The organism is Streptomyces hypolithicus (genome assembly GCF_052934925.1).
Genome location: NZ_CM128811.1, coordinates 2,948,039 through 2,968,796, shown reverse-complemented (window position 1 = coordinate 2,968,796; position 20,758 = coordinate 2,948,039). Strand labels below are relative to the sequence as shown.

Here is a 20,758-nt window from a genome sequence, read left to right as displayed (position 1 = left end):
GTCTCGCCCCTGAACAGTCCGCTGACGCCGCACTGGGCATCCTCTCCCACTTTCGTGTCCAGTTCTACGACTGCCTCTACACCCGGGCGGATGCGCTCTTCGAGCTCACCGACGCGGTGCTGTGTGCCGATGGTCCGGTCACCTCGCTGATGAGCTGACGCTGACGGCCGAGCACCCTGCGTGGGCACGGGGCGATGTACGACGCGGTCAACCACGGCTGGCTGGAGCCGCGCCGCCTGCGCAGGCTGCTTGCCTCTACGCCGTTGCCGCGGGCCGCCGACGGGAGGAGTGGTTCAACAGGCCCCGGACGAGCTGACAGCCGTCCACAACCGCGAACAGCTCACCCACCTGGTCGCCGAGTCCGAGCGCCTCGGCCTGATCAACAAGACCGACTCCGAGCTGGTCACCCGCTCTTTGACCGAACCACAGACCCCGGTCGCGGAGCTTCAGACGCCGGCGGGCGACATCATCACCGTCCCCGCCGACGCCGATCTGGACGCGATCCTGGCCAGGGCCACCGCAGCCGATCGCTCCCGCCTCCTCGTCCGCGACGGCGACCAGGTCCTCGGCTCGATCCACGCCCGCGACGCCCTGGTCGCCCGTACCCGCGGCCGCACCGTCATCGCACGCCAACTGGCCCGGCCCGTACCCGAGCTGAACAGCGGCGACAGCATCTCGCACGCGGTCGAGCAACTGCGCCGCAACCGCGCATCGCTCGCCGTCATCCGCGACGAGCACGATCGGCTTACCGGACTGATCAGCCTGGACGACCTGCTCGCCCGGCTGACGGGGCTGCGAACCGCTTAACGCATTCACGACCGTAGGTCGTCAAGGGCTTGTCGGGAAGACACGTTGGTTCTCTGCGAGCCCCAAGCACTCAGCGAGGGCGCCGGAGGGCTGCACACCATGCCCTGTGGCCCTTCGCTGCCGCCGGCGCCTCTGGGGACGCGCTCGCATCCATCGCACCGGGCGTCCCAGGCCCCGTGTCCGAGATCACGGTTTCTGCAAGGAAGCTAATCAGGGCCGGGATGGGTCGTGCGTCGGCGGAGGCCATGGACGGAGCGATGACGACAGTCGTCGAGTATCCCGAAGAGGTGGACAAGAACCTCGGCGTCGGTGCGTGGCCGTTCTGGAACAAGGGCACGCTCTACGTCTCCACTGTTGGCGCCAGCCTCAACAGCGAGTCGTACTCCCTCGTGGCGCTGCCCACGACCGAGTCGTAGGAGTCGGTTCGGCGGCGAGACAGGCGTGCGTCCTGTCTCGCCGCCGAGCTACTAGGCGGTCTGGTGCTATGACGGTGTCGTCGTCCTGGTGGCAGCTACCAGGACGCACCTGAGGCTGGTTGCGCATTCAGGACGATTCCCTCGGTGGTGCCCGGCTTCACCAAGGCCCAGTCCTTCGGCGCCGACATCCCACTGACCATCCCCGCCGGCGGCAGACAGGTCACCAGGGTCTGCTGCTGCGTTTGCGAAGTGGCGTTGTAGACGACCGTGACGGACTTGTAGGTGTTGAGGCGACCCCGGCGGTGTGGACACTCTGACAATGGATCTTGCAGATTCAAGGAAGGGTGTCCTGGTGGGACGGAAGTCTCCGTATCCGGCGGAGTTCAGGAACGATGCCGTCGCGCTGTACCGCGCGGCGGGTGGGAAGCGCGCGTATGCGGCGGTGGCGGCGGATGTTGGGGTGACCGGCGAGACGCTGCGCAGTTGGGTGCGCCAGGCCGATGAGCAGGCGGGCCGCGGCAACCGTGACGAGCCGGTCGCCGAGGGCAGGGATGAGGAACTGGCCCGGCTGCGGGCGGAGAACGGCCGGCTGCGCAGGGCGGAGAAGGAATGGGAACTCGAGCGGGAGCTCCTGCGCCGGGCGGCCCAGTATTTCGCGATGGAGATGAGGGCATGACCCTCCGCTGGGGCTTCGGGCCGACTTCGGCGTGCAGCGGATATGCCGGGTGCTTCAGGTCTCGCGCTCGGGCTTCTACCGGTGGATCGCCGACGCGAAGGCCCGCGAGGTGCGGCAGGCCGCCGACGATGCCCTGGCCGCGGAAATCCGCGAGATCCACACCGACCACAAGGGAACTTACGGAGTGCGGCGTGTCCATGCTGAGCTGCGGGGCTTCGGACACACGGTGAACCGCAAGCGCGTCGAGCGGCTCATGCGCAAGCACGGCCTGGAGGGCCTCCATCTGCGGCGCCGTAAACGCACCACGGTCCCGGACCGCCTCGCACCGCCTGCCGCGGACCTCGTCCAACGTGACTTCTCCGCGGCAGCTGGACGAGAAGTGGTGCGGGGGCCGTGGACTCGCCGAAGGCGGGGTCGTTGATGGAGAACAGGTCCAGCAGGGTCATGTAGGCGGCGCGCAGCAGCCCGTCGTCCGTGATCTGCCAGGAGGTGATTGCCAGGGCGAGGACCGCCAGGCCGGTACCCGCGACGGCCCACCGCAGGCGGCGGGAGAAGAGTTCGGAGAACGGGACACCGCGGCTGGCCAGACGCCCGGCCGGCAAGGCCGGGCCGGTATGGGTCACCGCTTCGAGGACGATGGTTCCGCGCCCGGTGGCGGCGGTGACGGTGCGGGGGTCGGGCAGCAGCTGGGGCCCTGCCGTGCCGCTGCTGTCCGAACCCTCCTCTCCCGCTGGGTCGTTGGTAGTGGCGGAGAGCAGGGCGAGGGTGCACAGTCCCGGATCGGCGACTTCGCCGCGTGCGGGCGGAGTGCGTTCCACGGCGCGCAGGAGTAGCCCGTCTGCGTGGACGACCTTGCTCGTGCCTGCGACGGCGGTGGCGGCCAAGGCGGGCGCCGCGGTGTCGGCGTCGGAGAGGACGGTGGTGGACGCGTCGAGAGCGGCGGTGTCCAGATCCGGCAGGGCAACGAAGGCGGCCTGGTCGAGGAGTTCCTCCAGGTGCTGGCCGAGCTTGCGGTTGTAGAGCCGGATGACCAGGCGCAGGCCGGGGTTGAGGCGGCGGGCGGCGAGAGCGGCGCGGATGTTCGTCTCGTCGTCGTCGTAGACGAGAGCCAGTGCGGCGGCCCGGGCCACGCCCGCCGACGCCAGCACCGCCTCGGTGGGCTCGTCGGCCACCACGGTGGTGGGAGCAGCCCCCTCGGCGGCGGGCGGCATCCCGGTCATGGCGGCGGAGACCCGCCCGAGGAGGGCGGAGGCCCGCCCCTGCCCTGGCACGGACAGCCCTGGACCGAGCGCAGGCCCACCACCGAGATGGACCAGCATGACCCGCTCCCGGTAGACATCGCGCAGCTCTGCGGCGAGCCGGTGGGCCAGGGCGTCGTCACCGCAGACAATCATGTGTCCGGCCGGCGGGCTGTCGGAAGAGCGCTGAGGGGGAAGTGAAGGCACCTGTGTAGAGTGCCTCGCCCGGTGCACGGATCGCACGAGAATCCCTCGACCTGCCAGTCGGCCGAGAAATAAGTGTCCGATGAACGGACTCCAGTCCCCGCGTAACGGTCTGATTTCGCGCGCTGGGACTTTCCAATATCACTCACGGTTATGTGACTTGAGTCACTAGAGATCTGGCGGAGGCGTGGTAGAACTGCGCAACTCCGCAGGTGGCACCTTCCCTAGCCGCCGTCCAGAGTGGCCGGCACGCACCGGCAGCCCGACCAGGGTGATCACGGTCCGAGTCCGCGGACCGCACGCCCAGGGGCGCCGATCGGACATCGGCGTTCGCTCAAAGACCGCACATCAACCGGCGCGACCTCCCACGCGCCGGTCCCCTGCGCCACCGAGGTAGCCAACGTGTCACTCGACTCCTTCACCAAGTCCGTTGACGAAGCCGTCAGCGGCTTCTTCGAGCCCATAGCCAACTGGCTCGTCGAGGTCGTCTTCTACGCCATCCCCGTCGGGGGTACGGATCTTCCGCTTATCGTGGCCTGGCTCGTGGTCGCCGGTCTGGTCTTCACCGGCTGGTTCGGGTTCGTGCAGCTGCGCAAGTTCCGGCTCGCCATCGACGTGGTCCGAGGAAAGTATGACGAGAAGGGGTCGGCCGGCGAGGTCAACCACTTCCAGGCGCTGACCGCCGCCGTCTCCGGCACGGTCGGTCTCGGCAACATCGCCGGTGTGGCCGTCGCCGTCTCCATCGGCGGCCCCGGTGCCACCTTCTGGATGATCCTGTGCGGCCTGCTCGGCATGGCCACCAAGTTCGTCGAGGTCACGCTCGGCGTGAAGTACCGCGAGGTGCACGCCGACGGCACCGTCTCCGGCGGCCCCATGCACTACCTGCCCAAGGGCCTCGCCGAGCGCTTCGGGAAGAACGGCAAGACCCTCGGCAAGGTCCTCGGGGTCCTGGCCTCCATCATGATCCTCTTCTTCGGCCTCTTCGGCGGCAACCTCTTCCAGGTCAACCAGAGCTACGCCCAGCTCGTCTCCGTCACCGGCGGCGAGGACGGCGCCATGGGCTCCTCGGCGGGCGCGCTGTTCTTCGGCATCCTGATCGCCGCCATCGTCGGTATCGTCCTGCTCGGCGGCATCCGCTCCATCGCCTCCGTCACCAGCAGGCTCGTCCCGGCCATGGCCGCTATCTACATCGCCGCCTGCCTGGTCGTCATCCTCCTTCACGTCACCGAGGTCCCCGCGGCCGTCGGCACGATCATCGAGCGCGCCTTCAACCCCGAGGGTGTTGCGGGCGGTGTACTCGGTGCGCTGATCATCGGCTTCATGCGGGCCGCGTTCTCCAACGAGGCCGGTATCGGATCGGCCCCCATCGCGCACTCCGCGGTCAAGACCAAGCACCCCGCCAGCGAGGGCCTGGTGGCCCTGCTGGAGCCGTTCATCGACACCGTCGTCATCTGCACGATGACCGCGCTGACCATCGTCATCGCCAACCCCGCAAGCTGGGGCGAGGCCCGCGCCGACGAGTCGATCGGCGGCGTGACGATCACCTCGGACGCCTTCGCCACGGTGATTCCCTGGTTCCCGTACATCCTCACGGTCGCGGTGATGCTCTTCGCCATCTCCACCGTGCTCACCTGGGGCTACTACGGCCTCAAGGCGTGGACGTACCTCTTCGGCCGCAGCAGGGCCAGCGAGCTCACGTACAAGGTGGTCTACACCCTGTTCGCGGTCGTCGGTTCGCTGCTGACGCTGCAGACCCTCATCGACATGGCCGACGCGGTGCTGTTCATGCTCGCAGTCATCAACATCATCGGCCTGTACCTGCTCGCCCCGGTCGTCAAGCGCGAACTGAACACCTTCCTGGAGTTCGTCCGTGCCCGCAACGCCGGCGAGACGCCCGAGGCCGACGAAGACCAGGAGCCGGTGAAGACCACCGTCTGACCGTCCCCGTGGCAGGCTCCTGAGCGGGTCCGTACACACCTCGCGCCTTGGTGTGTACGGACCCGCTCTTTCATGCGTTTCACCAGGTGAAACGACACCTGGTCGGATCGTGGGCAGCCGGGTAGGGTGTAAAGAACGCGTCAATGGCCCGCCGGAACCGGCGGCTCCGGACGCGCGGTGTGCCGGGAAGTCTGGTCGGCGTCCTTGGGTCCCTGCGCCCACATGTCGATGCCCCGGAGATTCCCTTATGGCTGCCGCGCCGCGCGAGCGTTCCCCCTTCCTCGGCCTTCTGCCGCTGCCGGAGCGCACGGCTGTGGCCCAGGCGCTGCGAACCGAGACGGTCGGCGGGCTGGTGTTGCTCGCCGCGGCTGTGGTGGCGCTGGTGTGGGCGAACACCCCGTGGAGCGGAGCGTACGAACAGCTGCGCGACTTCCACTTCGGCATACCGGCGCTCGGCCTGGATCTCTCGGTGCAGCACTGGGCGGCCGACGGCCTGCTCAGCATCTTCTTCCTGGTCGCCGGCATCGAGCTGAAACGCGAACTGGTCGTAGGCGAACTGCGGACTCCCGCCACGGCGGCTCTGCCGGTCGTCGCCGCGTTGTGCGGCATGGTCGTGCCTGCCGCCCTGTACGTCGCCACCGTCACGGCCGGCGGGGGCGGCAGCCTGAACGGCTGGGCGGTACCGATGGCCACCGACATCGCCTTCGCGCTCGCCGTCCTCGCGGTCCTCAGTACCCACCTGCCCTCCGCGCTTCGCGCCTTTCTGCTCACTCTCGCTGTGGTCGACGACCTGGGCGCGATCGTCATCATCGCGATCTTCTTCACCAGTGATCTGAATTTCGCGGCCCTCGCCGGGGCATTCGCCGGGCTGATCGTCTTCTACGTCCTGCAGCGCTACCGTGTGAGGGGCTGGTGGTGGTACGTCCCGCTCGGCATCACGATCTGGGCCCTGATGTACAACGGCGGCGTCCACGCGACTGTCGCCGGAGTGGCGATGGGCCTGATCCTGCGCACCAAGCGCGACAAGAGCGAGACCGCGTCACCTGCTGAGCGCACGTCGCACCTCTTGCACCCGGTCTCGGCCGGGATCGCCGTGCCGTTGTTCGCACTTTTCGCCGCAGGCGTGGGTGTCTCGGCCGCGTCCCTGGGCGAGGTCTTCACCCAGCCGGAGCCGCTCGGCGTGGTGATCGGCCTGGTGGTCGGCAAGATCCTGGGGATCTTCGCGGGCACCTACCTGGCCGCCCGCTTCACCCGCGCCCGGCTCAATCCGGACCTCGCCTGGGCCGATGTGTTCGCGCTCGCGGTACTGGCCGGAATCGGCTTTACCGTCGCGCTGCTGATCGGCGAGCTCGCCTTCCCCGACCCGGCCGCCGCCGAACAGATCAAGGCCGCCGTCCTCATCGGATCACTGATCGCAGCTGTCTTGGCCGCCCTGCTGCTCAAACGCCGTGACGTGATCTACCGCCGCCTGTACGAGGAGGAGAACCGGGACGACGACGCCGACGGCATCCCCGATATCTACCAACGGACCGGCGCCGGGCCGACCGGGGAAACGGCCGACGGGCACTGACGCGAAGGCGAGTGCCGTGCACCCGTCCGTGATGACCCTGGCAGTCGTGGCCGCCACGCTGGTGATGTGTGAGCCGGGCAGCGCGCGCCGGGAGTGGGCCTTCGTCACCAACGGCCGAGCGATGGGCGCGGGGCTGGTGGCAGCTCTGCTTCTCTGCGTCGCGGGATGGCGGCCCGCCGGATAACGCCGCGGTGGCGTGGGCCGGCCTCGCCGACGTCCTCGTGGCGTACATGGTGGATCACCGTCCGCATAAAGCCCGTGCTACGAGGCTCGGTGGTTTTCGGAAGCACGGACAAGTCCGGTTCTCTGGCAGATCCGCAGGTGCGAAGCGTCACAGGGGTTCACAACTGTTGGGCGAGCACATGGTTTTAGCGAACATGAACACGATGGGGTGGACGGTGTGACGTTCTGCGGGTGTGTCGGGCGGGGGTGCGTGACGTTCTCGGTGCGATCTGGGACGCGGGGTGTGGCGTCAGCAGTCGGGGCCCCCGTTTCACCAGAGAGATGGCTCGGGGCCTCCCCGTCGCCTCTGGTCACACCCACATGGCCAGGTCGTAGGGATTCCGCCCGCCCGGGACGGACCGCATACACGATATGCGTCGCCACCCGGGACGCGAAAGCGGAGGACCAGTGCGCCCAAGACCATTCGGGGCGTGCCGGCGAGACAGGACTCACTCCTGCTCACCGCCCAGGAACGGTAGGTTCGAGTCTCACCCGCTCCACCGAGGATCCCCAGGCAGGCACGTTACCTGCGAGGGGTGCGCTCCCCTGCGGAGGTCGCCGGGATGGTCGAGGGCGTCGTCCGGCACAGCGGGTTGGGTGCCGGACGATTGCCGGTTGCCGTTCCTGGAAACGGGCTGCGGAGGCATGGCATCGGTGGCCTCGACATGCCCTGCGCCTCCGGAACGCGGGCGACCTGTGGGCTCTGCCTTTCCGCGGATCAGGTTTCACTGTGGTCGGTCAGTGGGTTCTCGTCTGTCGTCGGTGAGCGAGCCGAACGGGAGGGGAGTGGAGGCGGTGTCGGCCTCGGCCGCGTCGGCGAGGGCCTCTGCGGCGGCTTCCGCGGCCTGCGCCGCGTCGTCAGCGGCGTCCGCGGCCCTGCCGTCCGATGACTTCTCGCGGGTGGCCGGCGACGGGGGCAGGGCCTCGCCGAAGGCCCGGGACACGCCTTCGAGGGCGGAGGTGACCTCGCTGGGGATGACCCAGAAAGTGTTGCCCGGGCCCTGTGCGAGTTGGGGCAGCATCTGCATGTACTGGTAGGCGAGCAGCTTGGGGTCGGGGTCGTTGCGGTGCACGGCCTGGAACACCTCGTCGACGGCGCGGGCCTGGCCCTCGGCCTTGAGGATCTCGGCGGTGCGGTTGCCCTCCGCACGGAGGACAGCGGACTGCTTGTCGCCTTCGGCGGTGAGAATCTGCGACTGGCGTTGCCCTTCGGCCCCGAGGATCGCTGCCCGCTTGTCCCGCTCGGCCCGCATCTGCTTCTCCATCGCGTCCTTGATGGACTGTGGGGGGTCGATGGCCTTGATCTCCACCCGGTTGACTCTCAGTCCCCACTTCCCGGTGGCGTCGTCCAGGACACCGCGGAGCTGGTTGTTGATCGTGTCGCGTGAGGTGAGCGTCTTTTCCAGATCCATGGATCCGACGACGTTGCGCAGGGTGGTCACGGTGAGCTGCTCGACCCCGTGGAGGAAGTCCGCGATTTCGTAGGCGGCCGCTCGTGGATCGGTGACCTGGAAGTAGAGAACCGTGTCGATCTCGACAACCAGGTTGTCCTCGGTGATGACCGGTTGCGGTTTGAAGGAGACGACCTGTTCTCGCAAGTCGATCAGCGGATAGACCCGGTCGATGTACGGGATGACGAGGTTGAGGCCGGGTTTCAGGGTGCGGCGGTAGCGGCCCAGGCGTTCGACATTGCGAGCACGCGCCTGCGGAACGATCCGCACCGCTCGCAGCACCGTGAAGACCGCGAGCAGAGCGACGATCACACCGGCTATGAGCAGCGCCGAGACATCCATGGCTCACTCCCGGGGGTAGACGAACGCGGTGGTGCCACTGATTTCCATGACGTCGACGGTCGTGTCAGGGGGGATGACCTGCGTCTCGTCGAAGGAGCGGGCCGTCCATTCCTCGCCGCCGATGCGCACCCTGCCGTCCAGGCCCGTCACCTCCGAGACGGTGCGGGCGGCCTTGCCCACCAGTGCGTCGACGCCGAAGCGTTCGGTCTGGGGGCCCAGCAGACGGCGCACGACGAAAGGCCGCACGAACAGCACACTGACCGTCGCGACGACGGTGAACACCACGAACTGCAGGGGGAGCGAAAGCCCGAGTGCCGCGGTACCCGCGGTGACCAGCGCCGCTACCCCCAGGATTCCCAGCGCGGCGGTGAGCGTGAAGATCTCTGCGACAGCCAGGACGGCCGCCGTGACCAGCCAGTACAACCAAGGATCCATGGGCCCTCCTCCTGCGGCGCACCGGCGCGCGGCGAGCGGCCGACGGGTCCTCCCCTGGGCTGCCGATCCACGGCGATGCCTCAGTAGTCCCTTAAAGATGATTTACCCGCATTTTCCAGCTGACAACCGACTTTTTCTTATGGATGGAGGAATGGAACTTCCTCGGGGCGGGAGTGCTGTTCATGCCCCGCTGTTCATGCCCCCGTCATCGCGCAGGCTGCGGGGCTCCTGGCGAAGCAGTGTGAGGACAATGAGCCGCACCTCCTGGGAACGATCGGTGCGCCCGCCCTGCTTGGCCGTTACCTCTGGCGGTGACGACGGGATTCTTTACCGGCCGTCCGCGGCTGCTCCCGAAACCACGTCGTCAGCACAACCCCACACTGACATGTCAGCACAAAAAAACCCCGGTCGTTCTCACGATTGCGCAGTGGCGAGGGACGGCGTGACGCGAGGGCGCTGCCGTCTTCCGCGCAGTGCGGAATCTTTCGCCGTCGCGACCTGTGGCCCAAGGCGGTCGCCGGCATGGTGAGCAGTGCCGGGCGGGTGGCCGTGATGCCGCTCATGCGGGTTTCCGGGCCGTCGCCAGGACGCGCCGTAGCGGCAGTGGCAGCGCCCGTCCGGGACGCGCCCAGTCAGCGAGTCTGTGCTTGGCCCTGTCAGCGTGTTCTGAGGTGAGGCCGGGCAGGTAAAGGCCGTCGACCAGACTTGACACGTCCTGAGGCGTCTGGACCCTGAGGGTGAAGACGCAGCGCTCGTCGGCCCGGACTTCGAATCCCGCTTGTCGTAGTACCTCGGCGAGGCCGTCGCGGGCCTGGGGGTTGGGCCATGGCTGTCGCACCGCGCCGAGTGCACGCATGACCCGGGCCCAGCCCAGCAGCCCCGACGGATTGAGCCCGAGGCGGGCGGGGACGAGAGCCGCCAGCGTCCCGCCGGGGCGCAGCACCCGTTGGATCTCGCCGAGCACCTGTGGCAGTGGCGTGAGTACGGGAAGAGACATCGAGGCGCAGACGGCACCGACGCACCCTGCGGACAGGGGCAGGGCGTCGGCGCTTGCCCGGATCAGTGGACGGCGCCCGAGCCGGGCGGCTGTGGCGAGTTCGCCTGCGGACGAGTCGATGCCCACCCAGTCGGCGTCCGGCAGCAACGGGCGCAGGGGTGCCGAGCCGCAGGCAAGGTCAAGTACCCACCCGGGCGCCGCGCGCAGCGGTTCGGCCAGCCAGGCGTGCGGAGAGCAATCGGCGCGCTGGAAGAGCTGCTCAGTGATGCCGGGGCGGGTGTCGTGGTAGGCGGCGAGGTAGCGGCGCCAGTCCTTCTCGTCCAACTCATCGGCTCTCTCTCGTGGGTGTGCGCTCAGCAGGAGCCGGAATCTCGGTATACAGGGCGTTGGCCAGGCACTCCCCCCCCCAGCAGCCCCGAATCGTCCATAAATGCCGCGGACAGGGGATGCTCGGCGCGAATACGTCGGTGAGCGTGTAGGGCTGAGCGCTGCCGTGCGTCGGGGAACCCGGTGAGCGACGAGTGGTGTTCCACCAGCGCGACTGCGTCGATCGAAATGGCTTGTACCCGAAGGGAAGCCAGAAGCCACCCGAACGGGTTCCCTTGTCGCAACAACCACAAGAAGGCGAGTGATCCACGTTGAACAGCCAAGGGATTCCCCCGCACAGCGAGGGATCCTACGACCTCGTGGTGATCGGCGGTGGCAGCGCTGGCCTCACCGCGGCGCGCACGGCCGGTCGTCTCGGCGCCCGCACGCTGCTCGTCGAGCGGGATCGGCTGGGCGGCGACTGTCTGTGGACCGGGTGTGTGCCCAGCAAGGCGCTGCTGCATGTGGCTGCCGAGGTGCGAGCCGCGCGGAGTGTCGGACGGTACGGGCTGCCCGCGGCTGCCGGGCCCGCTGATCTTGCGGCGGTGATGGGGTACGTCAGGGGGGCGATTGCGGCGATCGAGCCACACGACTCGGCTCAGGCGCTGAGGCCGCTGGGAGTGGAGGTGGCGCATGGTCAGGCCGTCTTCACCGGGCCGCGCCGGCTTCGGGCCGGCGATCGGGAGGTGTCCTTCCGGTACGCGCTGATCGCGACCGGATCTGCCCCTGCCCTGGGCCCTGTGCCGGGGCTGGCTGAGGCTCAGCCACTGACCAGCGACACCGTGTGGGACCTGGCCGAGTTGCCGGGACGCCTGGTGGTGCTGGGCGGCGGGGCGATCGGCTGCGAGCTGGCGCAGGCATTCGCCCGCCTCGGCTCGAAGGTCACCGTCGTGGAGTCGATGGACCGGCTGCTGCCGCACGAGGAGCCACGCGCGTCACAGCTCGTCAGGGAACGCCTGGAAGCTGAAGGGTGCGCCGTGCAGACCGGCTACCAGGCCTGGAAGGTAGCTGACGGTGGGCTGCACGGCCCCGGCGCCCCCCTCGCGTACGACCGTCTGCTGGTCACCACCGGCCGCCGAGCCAATACCGGCGGGCTCGAGCTGGAGGTGGCCGGGGTGGTGACGGGCGAGCGCGGCCAGGTGCGGGTGGACGGCCGGCTGCGCACCAGCAACCCGCGCGTCTACGCGGCGGGTGATGTCACGGGCACGTCGGCTTTCACCCATCTTGCCGGAGTGCAGGCGGCGTCCGCTGTCACCGACGCTCTGCTCGGTGTGCGGCGCCGCATCCGGTACGACGCGGTGCCGTGGGTGACGTACACCGACCCCGAGGTTGCCCGCGTCGGCATGACCTCCGCCGAAGGGACCCGCACCCTCACCCTGGACCACGACCGTATCGACCGTGCGGTCGCTGACGGGCGCACGGACGGCTTCACCACTCTGGTGCTGAACGCCCGCGGCCGGATCACCGGCGCGACGGTGGTCGCACCGCGAGCCGGGGAGACCATCGCGCACCTGGCCACGGCCGTTCGCCTGGGCTGGACCCCGTCGCAGTACGCCAGGACCGTGCATCCCTACCCGACGTATGCCGACGGCCCCTGGCACGCGGCGCTCGCCGACGTCTACGCACGCCTCGGCAGGGCCCAAGGGATCACCGACGCCCTGCTGGGGCTGCGCAGGAGGGCGCGGCCGTGATCCTCCGACTCGTCCTCGGTGCTCTCCTCAGCGCCATGGCGCTCGGCCAGCTTGTGTCCTTCCCCGCGATGCCAGACATCCTCACCATGTACGGGCTGACCAGCGGCGCTGCCTCCACCGTGTTGGCGGTGCTGCTGATCGTGGGCGAGGTGAGCGCGGGAGCGGGGCTGCTGGCCCGGCCGCAGTCGCACGCGGTGCCCCCGGTGTGGATCTACCTGGCGGTGTCGATGCTGTGGGCGGCGCTGGCCGTACAGGCGTACGCGCGAGGGCTGACCGTCAGCAATTGCGGCTGCTTCGGCAGCTACCTCGCCCAGCCGCTGGCCTGGTTCGTCCTGGTCGAGGACGCCCTGCTGCTGTTGTACGGCGTGCTGTTGCTGCACGGCAGCCGCAGGAAACGGAACATGACCATCAGTTCCGGGACGGGCTACGCCCATTGCCGCCCAGGCTCACCGGCCGGCCGTACCGGTGAAGTCCCACATCACCAAGTGAAAGCGGAGGACAACTGATGGGAATCCTGTCGACGCTGCGTGCGCTTGAGTGCGCCACCCGCCCCTACGACGAGGAATTCGCCGCCGCCATGGAGCGGCGCTGGTCGGAGCTGCCGGAGGCGGCCAGGACGCCGGGGCAGATCCTTGGCCGGCACGGGGTGGGCTGCGAGGGCACCCACGGTGTCTTCCCCAAGTGCAACCTGAAGTGCACGCCCTGCTATCACTCCCGCGACGCCAACCAGGTGCGTGTCGACGGTGCGCACGCCCGCGAGCACGTCGGTGCGCAGATGGGCCTGTTGCGCACTTTGCGCGGACCGCGGGCGCACGCGCAGTTGATCGGCGGCGAGGTCAGTCTCCTGTCGCCCGACGACCATGCCGCCGCCCTGGCCGTGATGCGGGAGCACGGCCGGGAGCCGATGAGTTTCACCCACGGCGACTTCGACGAGGAGTACCTCACCGCGCTGGCGCTCGGTCCCGACGGCAGGCCGCGTTTCGAACGGCTTTCGTTCGCCGCGCACTTCGACAAGTTCATGTACGGACGGCGCGGCATCGAACGCCCACCCGGCGAACAGGCACTCAACCCGTACCGTCAGCGGTTCGCTGCGATGTTCACCCGCCTCAGGCGCGCGCACGGGGTCAGGTTCTTCCTGGCGCACAACATGACCGTCACCCCCGGCAACCTGGACGAGATCGCCGGTGTCATCCGGGACTGCCGGGACATGGGGTACGGCATGTTCTCCTTCCAGCCCGCCGCGTTCATCGGTGATGAGCGGCGTTGGAAGGAGGAGTACCGGGAGGCGACTCCGGATGCGGTGTGGGCGGAGATCGAGCGTGGCGCCGGCACCCCTCTCGACTACGACGTGTTCCACAACGGCGACGTGCGGTGCAACCGCACCGCGTACGGCTTCTACGTGGGCGAGCGGTGGTATCCGTTCCTCGACGGGGCCGACCCCCGCGATATCGCCGTACGTGACTCCTTCTTCCGCAACCTGGGCAAGGTCAGCTTCACCGGCACCCCGCCGCCGCTGCTCGCCGCGAAGCTCGTCCGCGTCATCGCCCGGCACCCGGGCACCGTCGCCACCGCGCTGGGCTGGCTGGCCCGCACGGTGCACAGGGCAGGCGTCGGCAGACTGCTGCGGCACGGCGGCCGGGTACGGCCGGTGACGTTCGTGATGCATCAGTTCATGGACGCAGCCGATGTAGCCCCGGCCTGGGAGCTGATGCAGCGCGGTGAGACGAGTCAGGACCCGAAGCTGCGGGAGACACAGGAACGCCTGGCGGCCTGCCATTACGCCATGGCCCACCCGGAAGACGGCACCCTGGTACCCGCGTGCGTGCAGCACTCGGTGCTCGATCCGGCCGAGAACGTCCAACTGCGGACCCTGCTTCCGCTCGTCGAAGTCCGCACCACACCCGAAGCCACGAAGAGGACTGGAGGGGACACCCCTTGCGCGTAGGCGTGATCACAGGTTCCGGCAGTTACGACTGGCCCCAACTGGAGGATGCGGAAGTCCGGACGGTGGTGACCGAGTACGGCGAGGTCATCGTCACCGAGGGCCGCATCAAGGGGACGGAGGTGGTGCAGTTGGCCCGGCACGGCGCCGGGCACCACCGGCTGTCGAACCAGGTCGACCACCGGGCGAACCTCGCTGCGCTGCTCGCCTGCCAGGTTCAGGCGCTGGTTTCCTTCACCGTCTGCGGCGCCGTCGACCCGGCGGCCGAGCCCGGCTCGCTCGTCCTCTTCGACGACCTGTACTTCCCCGCGAACCGGCTGCCCGACGGCTCTCCGTGCACCTGGCACCACACCCCCGGCGCGCCCGGCCGCGGTCACTGGATCTTCGAAGGACCCTTCAGCGAACCACTGCGCCGCGCCCTCCTCGACGCCGCCCGGCGCACCGGGACGCCCGTCATCGACGGTGGGACGTACGGGCATGTGGACGGGCCGCGGTTCAACACCCGCAGCGAAATCGCCGCACTGGCACGCGCCAAGGTGACCGCGGTCAGCCAGACCGCCGGACCCGAGGTGGTGCTGGCCGGTGAGGCCGAGCTGCCGATGGTGCTGGTCGGGTACGTCACGGACTACGCCAACGGCGTGTCGTCCACCCCCGAACCGGTGGAGGCACTCCTTGCCCGGATGGCGGCGAGCAAGGATGCTTTCGCCGCCCTGGCCGCCCACGCCCTGCCTGGCATCGACGCGGCGGCCCCGGCCGGCTTCGTCCACCGGTTCGGCACATGAGCACGGCGAGCATCCCTGCCGTCCTGGTCATGGCCAAGGCGCCGCAGCCGGGCAGGGTCAAGACGCGCCTGCATCCTCTGCTCGGCCCCCGGCGCTGCGCCGAGCTCCAGAGGCAGCTCATCCAGCACACCACCGCACTGACCAAACCACAGGGACTGCGCACCCATGTCGCCTTCGACTCTGCCGACACGTTCCGGGAAATAAGTGAACTGGTGCCCACAGAAGCGCAGTTGCTTCACCAGGTGGGTGGCGATCTGGGGCAGCGGGTGGCAGATGCCGTCGAAACCGTCTCCGGCTGGGGCGCGGGACCGCTCGTGGCAGTGGGAACCGACGCCCCGACCCTGACCGGCAGCCACCTGGCCGCCGCGTTCGGGGCACTGGAAGACGGGTTCGATACGGTCCTGGGCCCGGCGCTCGACGGCGGCTACTACCTGATCGGCATGCGCGCCCCCTGCACACGCCTCTTCGGCATCGACTCCGGGCTGTGGAGCGGAGACCAGGTGCTGGCCGCCACCCTCGCCATCGCCGAACGGGAGAACCTGTCGACACACCTCCTGACCCCCCTGCGGGACCTGGACACCCCCGACGACGCCGCGGCCCACCTCGATGACCCGCGGCTGCCCGCCCGCATCGCCGCCCTGCTCCACCCCGAGGACGCAACGTGAAGGTGTCGATTGTCGTACCGGTCCTCAACGAAGCGGCCACCATCCAGACCGCATTGAGCAGGCTGTGCCGCGACTTCCCGGAGTGTGAACTGATCGTTGTCGACGGCGGCTCGACCGATGCGACCGTCGCACTCGCCTCCACGGTGGCCATGGTGGTGCACAGTCCGCGCGGTCGCGCCGCCCAGATGAACACCGGAGCCCGCCACAGCACAGGACATGTGCTGTGGTTCATCCACGCCGACACACGCATCCACCCGGCCGCCCTGGAACAGATCCGCTCCCGCCTCACCAACCCGCAAGTCGTCGGCGGCGGACTGACACTGCGCTTCGACCGCGGCAGCGCCGGACTGAACTACCTGGCCTGGGCCTCGAACAACCGTGCCCGCCGCCTGCATCACATCTTCGGCGACCAGGCGATGTTCATCCGCCGCTCTGTCTTCGACGAACTGGGCGGCTTCCCGGACCTGGCCCTCATGGAGGACCTGGAAATGTCACGGCGGCTGGCCCGGCGCGGCCACCTGGCCGTGCTGCCCACCACATCGACAGCCTCTGCCCGACGACTGGTCGAGCACGGCGTCTGGCGGATGATCGTCTTCATGCAGTACTTGAAACTGCTGTACTTCGCCGGAGTCGACCCCGAGACCATCAACCGCCGTTACGCGGCAGGTCCCAGGCTGCTGTCGGGGAGAAGACGGAAGGATGCGCCGACGCGGCGGGTTTCCAGCCCGTGACGCCCCCGACCGGCCACACCGGCCTGACACGCCCCGTTCCCTTCCCGACCCGGAGTAACTCCTGATGCGCATCGCGGTATGCGGAGGCCCCTACGGCAACCCGTACGCCCTGCAGGCCTTCGTCGACGACGCCCGCACCCGAGGTGCCGAGCGGCTCTTCTGCCTGGGCGACCTGGGTGGCTTCGGCGCCGACGTCGACGCCCTGTGGCCCATCCTGACGGACAACGCCATCGAGTGCGTCGCAGGCAACTACGACGTCGCCATCGCCCGCGGCGACACCGATTGCGGCTGCGGCTACCGCGACCCGAAGGACAACGAGTACGCGCAGATCGTCTACGACCACACGCTCGCCACCACCAGCCGTGCCTTCGCCTCCTGGATGGGCGAACTGCCCACCGAACGCCGCGAGATCATCGGCGGCTGTGATGTGCACATGGTGCACGGCTCCACGCTCGCGCTCAACGACTTCTGGTGGGAGTCCCTGTCTGCCGACGAGCACCGGCTGCGTGCCGAGACGTCCGGCGCCGACGTCGTCCTGTGCACCCACAGCGGCCTGCCCTGGCAGCGGCACATCGGAGGCACCCTCGCCGTCAATGTCGGAGTCCTCGGGAAACCCGCCAACGACGGCCACCGGGAGGTCTGGTACGCCATCCTCGACATCCACGACGGACATGCCGAAGCCGAGCTGATCCCGCTGGCGTACGACTGGCAGGCCCAGGCCCGCTCCATGCGCGCCGCCAAACTCCCGGAAATCTTCGTCGAGACCATCGAGACCGGATGGTGGACCACCTGCCTGGAAATCCTGCCTCCGGCCGAGCGCGCCCGGGGCCGCTACCACCTCTACCGCTCCACCCTGCCCACCGGATTCCGGCCCGCCGATGATGGCTGGGGCGACAGCGGGGCCCACGAAATCGCCGGGGAACGTCCGGTGGTGCCGCTGTTCGGCAGCCCGTACTTCCCCTCCCGGCTGTGGCTCTACACCAACTTCCACTGCAACCTGGCCTGTGACTACTGCGCAGTCGCCTCCTCCCCGAAGGCCCTCCCGCGCACGCTGCCCGCCACCACCTTCCGCGCCCTGGTCGGTGAAGCTGTCGAAGCCGGCTTCACCGAGCTGTACGTGACCGGCGGCGAACCCTTCCTCCACCCCGACATCGTCCCCCTGCTCGACTACGCCTCCGGCCAACTGCCCACCGTCGTCATGACCAACGCGATGCTGCTGCGCGGCCGCCGCGCCGCCGGCCTCGCGGGCCTGGCCGGCCGTAGACTCACCGTCCAGACCTCGTTGGACGGGGCCACCGCCAGGGCCCACGACCTGCACCGCGGGGCTGGCTCCTTCGACCGCACGCTGGACGGCATCCGCCACCTCATCGGCCTCGGGCTGCCGCCGCGTGTCGCGCTCACCGAAACCCCACAGAACGCGGCCGAGATCCCCGCCGTCACCGCGCTGCTCGCGCGCCTCGGCCTGCCCGCCGGACACTTCGCCGTACGGCCACTGTTGCGGCGCGGCTTCGCCGAGACCGGCATCGAGATCAGCGAGGACACCAGCATCCCCGAACTCACCGTGAGCGGCGGCGGACTGCACTGGCACCCCGCAGGCGCCGACGTCACCACCAGCCCGGACATGCACCTCGCCCCGCCAGGAACTCCGATCGCGGCGGGCAAACAACTGGTCACCGAGCGCTTCTTCACCGCCCGCCTGGCCGACGGCAGTCTGCCCCGCCCCGTCCACTGCGCCATCTGACCAACCGTTCCGGAGGGACACCTCACATGCCCGCCACACCGCACGTCGCCATCCTCGGTGCCGGCCCCATCGGCCTGGACGCCGCCCTCGCCTGCGCCGACGCAGGATGGCCGTTCACCGTCTACGAAGCCGGGAACACCGTCGCCGCTCACGTCCGGGCCTGGCGCCACGTCCGCCTGTTCACCCCCTGGAAGCTCAACATCTCGCACCGGATGCGCACCCACCTCACGCAGGCGGGCCACCCGCTTCCCGCCCACGCCGACTGCCCCACCGGCGCCGAACTGGTCACCCACCTCCTCCAGCCCCTCGCCGAACTCCCCCCACTGACCGGCCACATCCGCTACGGCAACCGCGTCGCCGCCCTCTCCCGTACCGGCCTCCTCAAACACGAACAGATCGGCACCGACACCCGCGCCGTCGCCCCGTTCACGCTGCTGCTCGACACCCCGGACGGCGAGGACACCGCCGAAGCCAGCCTCGTCCTGGACTGCACCGGCACCTACTCCCACCCCAACACCTCTGGTGACGGCGGCATCCCCGCCCCCGGCGAACGCGCTCTCGGCCACCGCATCACCCGGACACTGCCGCCCCTGGACGACCCGGACCGCTGGGCAGGCACCGTGCTGCTCATCGGCGCCGGCAAGTCCGCCCAGACCGCCGCATACGCTCTCGCCGCGCTGCCCGCCACCCGCGTCGAATGGGCCGTACGGGGCCCGGCCCCCGACTGGGGAGCAGTGCCCGACGACACCCTGCCCGGCCGCCAACAACTCGTCGAGTCCTCACAAGCCCTCGCCGACGGCGCCAACGACCGCGTCGCCGTCCACACCGGCGCCCGCATCGAGAGCCTGCACGCGGACGGCAACCGGATCCGGGTGGTCCTGACCACCGCGAACGGCCCACGAGAGACCCTCTGCGACCACGTCATCTCGCTCACCGGCTACACCGGCGACGCCACGCTCTACCGGCAGCTGCAAGTTCACGAGTGCTACGCCACCGCCGCCCCCATGAACCTGTCCGCCGCCCTCCTCGGATCCGCGGGCGGCGACTGCCTCGCCCAGCCGACCCCCGGCATCGGGCAACTCCGCAACCCTGAACCGCACTTCTACATCCTCGGCGTCAAGTCCTATGGCCGTCTCGACACGTTCCTGCTGCGCAGTGGTTACCAACAGATCGACGAGATCGCCGCGGCGTACGGCCCCTCCCACGGGCTGGATACGCCGATTCCCGCCCCTTCGCGGCCGTAAGGGTCACGCTCCTGGTGCGGCTCCGTCGTTTCCGCCGTGGTTGTCCCTGCCGTGCATCAGGGACTCGCCGAAGCCGCGCAGCCTCGCTACCGCCCCGCTGTCCAGCGTCTCCCGGCGTGCCAACGCGTTCTTGATCTCCCGGTAGGCGGACGCCTCCAGCCCGCAGCGCCGGCAGTCCTCCAGGTGTGCCGCGACCCGGCGTGCGGTGATCTCGTCGCTCTCGCCGTCCAGGTACGACTGCAGAACACGAGCCACCTGCATACAGTTCATCCGGCGGTCTTCAGTCCTGCGCCGCCGCAGCCAGCTGCTCACATCCCACCTCGCTTCGGTGCCAGGCCCGCCGCGGCCAGACGGACCCGTATCCGCTTTCGGGCCCGGTGCAGCCTGCTCATCACGGTCCCCTCCGGTACGTCCAGCAACTTCGCGGCCTCCCCGTAACTGAGACCGTCGATGTCCACCAGCCGCACCACCTGCTGGTGTTTGAGTGGAAGCGCCTGGTAGGCGGCGTCCACGACCTCGTCGAAGCTCTCGCCGACCACCAGCTCCTCCGGAGTCGACTCCGGACCGGTCGGCACGGCGGCCAGTCGATCAAGGTCGGCGTCCGGGTCGTCCAGCAGGTGCGGGCGGCGCCTCCGATGCCGGTTGATCTCTGCCCGTCGCATGATCGTCAACAGCCAGGCCCGCGGATGCCGCCCATCGAACCGGTCGACTGCCCGGTAGGCCCGCAACAGGGTGTCCTGCACCAGATCCTCAGCATCGGCCGGCTGCGCGGTCAGCGACATCGCCACCCGCAGCAGCACCTCAACCTCCGGCAGCACATACCGAGCGAACGCCCGCCGTCGCACCGCGTCCGGATTCGCCACTTGGTCTTCCACAGAAGAGGAACCCTTCGCACACTCCCGCGCATTCCACGGAATGCCGCACAGCCATGGGCGGGTTTCGGATATATGAAGACGCTGAGCGCCATGAGGCTGCACCGCGCCTGGGCCGAGTGCCGGGAGCACATCACCCACATGCGGCTGCGCGGCTCCGTGGATGCATACGCCGACGGCGAGCTCAGCGCCGCCGACCGAGCCCGGGTGGCCACACACATCGCACGCTGCTGGGCCTGCAACGGATACGTACAGACACTGCGCCTGGTCAAGCACTCACTGCGCAACGGGCCCAAGCGCGCCCCCATCTCGCTGGCCGCCGCCCGGATGCGCCGCTTCGCCGGACAACTGACCGCCGCCCCTACCGCCGGTCAGAACCTTGAACCGTGACCCGGCCAGACCCACCGACCAAATGTGATGCCGTACCG

General features: G+C 69.2%; 20 protein-coding genes and 3 pseudogenes. 17 read left to right on the top strand and 6 right to left on the bottom strand.

What is annotated here, in order from left to right; genetic code table 11:
- Positions 1-32: 32 nt before the first annotated feature.
- From ACU6WZ_RS14015 to ACU6WZ_RS13995, 5 genes and pseudogenes are all read left to right on the top strand, one after another.
- Positions 33-287, top strand: a pseudogene (locus tag ACU6WZ_RS14015) (transposase); the annotation flags it as partial.
- Positions 256-807, top strand: a pseudogene (locus ACU6WZ_RS14010) (CBS domain-containing protein); the annotation flags it as partial. The pseudogenes ACU6WZ_RS14015 and ACU6WZ_RS14010, both read left to right, overlap by 32 nt.
- Positions 808-1,064: 257 nt before the next feature.
- Positions 1,065-1,223 carry a hypothetical protein gene (locus ACU6WZ_RS14005; protein ID WP_447033751.1) on the top strand — a complete coding sequence of 53 codons (159 nt, stop codon included), beginning with the start codon at positions 1,065-1,067 and terminating at the stop codon, positions 1,221-1,223.
- A gap of 352 nt (positions 1,224-1,575) precedes the next feature.
- A complete protein-coding gene (locus ACU6WZ_RS14000) occupies positions 1,576-1,899 on the top strand; it encodes a transposase (protein ID WP_447033749.1) in 324 nt (107 codons plus the stop codon).
- A gap of 31 nt (positions 1,900-1,930) precedes the next feature.
- Complete coding sequence (locus tag ACU6WZ_RS13995) at positions 1,931-2,320, top strand: IS3 family transposase (RefSeq protein ID WP_447033747.1); 390 nt, start codon at positions 1,931-1,933, stop codon at positions 2,318-2,320.
- On the opposite strand, the pseudogene ACU6WZ_RS13990 reads toward ACU6WZ_RS13995, so the two are convergent.
- Positions 2,289-3,293 (bottom strand): annotated as a pseudogene (locus tag ACU6WZ_RS13990) (NAD-binding protein); the annotation flags it as partial. The gene ACU6WZ_RS13995 and the pseudogene ACU6WZ_RS13990 overlap by 32 nt on opposite strands.
- A 450-nt stretch (positions 3,294-3,743) precedes the next feature.
- Here ACU6WZ_RS13990 and ACU6WZ_RS13985 point away from each other — a divergent pair.
- The 3 genes from ACU6WZ_RS13985 (at position 3,744) to ACU6WZ_RS13975 (ending at position 7,033) form a co-directional block, all read left to right on the top strand.
- The gene (locus tag ACU6WZ_RS13985; protein ID WP_447033745.1) at positions 3,744-5,279 is read left to right on the top strand and encodes an alanine/glycine:cation symporter family protein; all 1,536 of its coding nucleotides are present in this window, start codon (positions 3,744-3,746) and stop codon (positions 5,277-5,279) included.
- A gap of 247 nt (positions 5,280-5,526) precedes the next feature.
- Positions 5,527-6,849 (top strand): Na+/H+ antiporter NhaA, encoded by a 1,323-nt coding sequence (gene nhaA, locus ACU6WZ_RS13980; RefSeq protein WP_447033743.1) that lies wholly within the window; start codon positions 5,527-5,529, stop codon positions 6,847-6,849.
- 16 nt (positions 6,850-6,865) lie between these two features.
- A complete protein-coding gene (locus tag ACU6WZ_RS13975) occupies positions 6,866-7,033 on the top strand; it encodes a hypothetical protein (RefSeq protein ID WP_447033741.1) in 168 nt (55 codons plus the stop codon).
- A 763-nt stretch (positions 7,034-7,796) separates the two neighbouring features.
- On the opposite strand, the gene ACU6WZ_RS13970 is transcribed toward ACU6WZ_RS13975, so the two are convergent.
- From ACU6WZ_RS13970 to ACU6WZ_RS13960, 3 genes are all read right to left on the bottom strand, one after another.
- The gene (locus ACU6WZ_RS13970) at positions 7,797-8,864 is read right to left on the bottom strand and encodes an SPFH domain-containing protein (RefSeq protein ID WP_447033740.1); all 1,068 of its coding nucleotides are present in this window, start codon (positions 8,862-8,864) and stop codon (positions 7,797-7,799) included.
- A gap of 3 nt (positions 8,865-8,867) precedes the next feature.
- A complete protein-coding gene (locus ACU6WZ_RS13965) occupies positions 8,868-9,299 on the bottom strand; it encodes an NfeD family protein (RefSeq protein ID WP_447033739.1) in 432 nt (143 codons plus the stop codon).
- A 559-nt stretch (positions 9,300-9,858) separates the two neighbouring features.
- Positions 9,859-10,620: a class I SAM-dependent methyltransferase gene (locus ACU6WZ_RS13960; protein WP_447033737.1), complete on the bottom strand. Its 762-nt coding sequence runs from the start codon at positions 10,618-10,620 to the stop codon at positions 9,859-9,861.
- A gap of 314 nt (positions 10,621-10,934) precedes the next feature.
- Here ACU6WZ_RS13960 and ACU6WZ_RS13955 point away from each other — a divergent pair, with 314 nt between their 5' ends.
- The 8 genes from ACU6WZ_RS13955 to ACU6WZ_RS13920 all read left to right on the top strand — a co-directional run bounded on the left by ACU6WZ_RS13955 (position 10,935) and on the right by ACU6WZ_RS13920 (position 19,458).
- The gene (locus ACU6WZ_RS13955; RefSeq protein WP_447033736.1) at positions 10,935-12,353 is read left to right on the top strand and encodes a dihydrolipoyl dehydrogenase family protein; all 1,419 of its coding nucleotides are present in this window, start codon (positions 10,935-10,937) and stop codon (positions 12,351-12,353) included.
- Positions 12,350-12,859 carry a MauE/DoxX family redox-associated membrane protein gene (locus tag ACU6WZ_RS13950; RefSeq protein WP_447033734.1) on the top strand — a complete coding sequence of 170 codons (510 nt, stop codon included), beginning with the start codon at positions 12,350-12,352 and terminating at the stop codon, positions 12,857-12,859. Before ACU6WZ_RS13955 ends, ACU6WZ_RS13950 begins: the two co-directional genes overlap by 4 nt.
- The gene (locus ACU6WZ_RS13945; protein ID WP_447033732.1) at positions 12,859-14,298 is read left to right on the top strand and encodes a radical SAM domain-containing protein; all 1,440 of its coding nucleotides are present in this window, start codon (positions 12,859-12,861) and stop codon (positions 14,296-14,298) included. Before ACU6WZ_RS13950 ends, ACU6WZ_RS13945 begins: the two co-directional genes overlap by 1 nt.
- Positions 14,299-14,300: 2 nt before the next feature.
- The gene (locus tag ACU6WZ_RS13940) at positions 14,301-15,077 is read left to right on the top strand and encodes an MTAP family purine nucleoside phosphorylase (protein WP_447033731.1); all 777 of its coding nucleotides are present in this window, start codon (positions 14,301-14,303) and stop codon (positions 15,075-15,077) included.
- A complete protein-coding gene (locus ACU6WZ_RS13935; RefSeq protein ID WP_447033730.1) occupies positions 15,074-15,742 on the top strand; it encodes a TIGR04282 family arsenosugar biosynthesis glycosyltransferase in 669 nt (222 codons plus the stop codon). Before ACU6WZ_RS13940 ends, ACU6WZ_RS13935 begins: the two co-directional genes overlap by 4 nt.
- Positions 15,739-16,473, top strand: a complete 735-nt coding sequence (locus ACU6WZ_RS13930; RefSeq protein ID WP_447033728.1) for a TIGR04283 family arsenosugar biosynthesis glycosyltransferase — start codon at positions 15,739-15,741, stop codon at positions 16,471-16,473. The genes ACU6WZ_RS13935 and ACU6WZ_RS13930 overlap by 4 nt, the downstream gene beginning before the upstream one ends.
- Before the next feature lie 64 nt (positions 16,474-16,537).
- Positions 16,538-18,214: a radical SAM protein gene (locus tag ACU6WZ_RS13925; protein WP_447033727.1), complete on the top strand. Its 1,677-nt coding sequence runs from the start codon at positions 16,538-16,540 to the stop codon at positions 18,212-18,214.
- 26 nt (positions 18,215-18,240) lie between these two features.
- Positions 18,241-19,458, top strand: a complete 1,218-nt coding sequence (locus ACU6WZ_RS13920; protein WP_447033726.1) for a hypothetical protein — start codon at positions 18,241-18,243, stop codon at positions 19,456-19,458.
- Between the two features lie 3 nt (positions 19,459-19,461).
- On the opposite strand, the gene ACU6WZ_RS13915 is transcribed toward ACU6WZ_RS13920, so the two are convergent.
- Both ACU6WZ_RS13915 and ACU6WZ_RS13910 read right to left on the bottom strand, forming a co-directional pair.
- Positions 19,462-19,719, bottom strand: coding sequence for a zf-HC2 domain-containing protein (locus tag ACU6WZ_RS13915; RefSeq protein WP_447034030.1), 258 nt, complete (start codon positions 19,717-19,719; stop codon positions 19,462-19,464).
- A 47-nt stretch (positions 19,720-19,766) separates the two neighbouring features.
- Positions 19,767-20,321: an RNA polymerase sigma factor gene (locus tag ACU6WZ_RS13910; RefSeq protein WP_447033725.1), complete on the bottom strand. Its 555-nt coding sequence runs from the start codon at positions 20,319-20,321 to the stop codon at positions 19,767-19,769.
- 102 nt (positions 20,322-20,423) lie between these two features.
- Between ACU6WZ_RS13910 and ACU6WZ_RS13905 the strand changes: the two genes are divergently transcribed.
- Entirely contained in the window at positions 20,424-20,720 is a 297-nt protein-coding gene (locus tag ACU6WZ_RS13905) for an anti-sigma factor family protein (RefSeq protein ID WP_447033723.1), read from the top strand.
- Positions 20,721-20,758: the final 38 nt, after the last annotated feature.

What these genes read in the sequence shown, in the direction of transcription:
- ACU6WZ_RS14005 (WP_447033751.1), top strand. Translation starts at nt 1,065, where the DNA reads ATGACGACAGTCGTCGAGTATCCCGAAGAGGTGGACAAGAACCTCGGC.
- ACU6WZ_RS13915 (WP_447034030.1), bottom strand. Translation starts at nt 19,719, where the DNA reads ATGCAGGTGGCTCGTGTTCTGCAGTCGTACCTGGACGGCGAGAGCGAC.
- ACU6WZ_RS13970 (WP_447033740.1), bottom strand. Translation starts at nt 8,864, where the DNA reads ATGGATGTCTCGGCGCTGCTCATAGCCGGTGTGATCGTCGCTCTGCTC.
- ACU6WZ_RS13965 (WP_447033739.1), bottom strand. Translation starts at nt 9,299, where the DNA reads ATGGATCCTTGGTTGTACTGGCTGGTCACGGCGGCCGTCCTGGCTGTC.
- ACU6WZ_RS13905 (WP_447033723.1), top strand. Translation starts at nt 20,424, where the DNA reads ATGAGGCTGCACCGCGCCTGGGCCGAGTGCCGGGAGCACATCACCCAC.
- ACU6WZ_RS13945 (WP_447033732.1), top strand. Translation starts at nt 12,859, where the DNA reads ATGGGAATCCTGTCGACGCTGCGTGCGCTTGAGTGCGCCACCCGCCCC.
- ACU6WZ_RS13920 (WP_447033726.1), top strand. Translation starts at nt 18,241, where the DNA reads ATGCCCGCCACACCGCACGTCGCCATCCTCGGTGCCGGCCCCATCGGC.
- nhaA (WP_447033743.1), top strand. Translation starts at nt 5,527, where the DNA reads ATGGCTGCCGCGCCGCGCGAGCGTTCCCCCTTCCTCGGCCTTCTGCCG.
- ACU6WZ_RS13935 (WP_447033730.1), top strand. Translation starts at nt 15,074, where the DNA reads ATGAGCACGGCGAGCATCCCTGCCGTCCTGGTCATGGCCAAGGCGCCG.
- ACU6WZ_RS13925 (WP_447033727.1), top strand. Translation starts at nt 16,538, where the DNA reads ATGCGCATCGCGGTATGCGGAGGCCCCTACGGCAACCCGTACGCCCTG.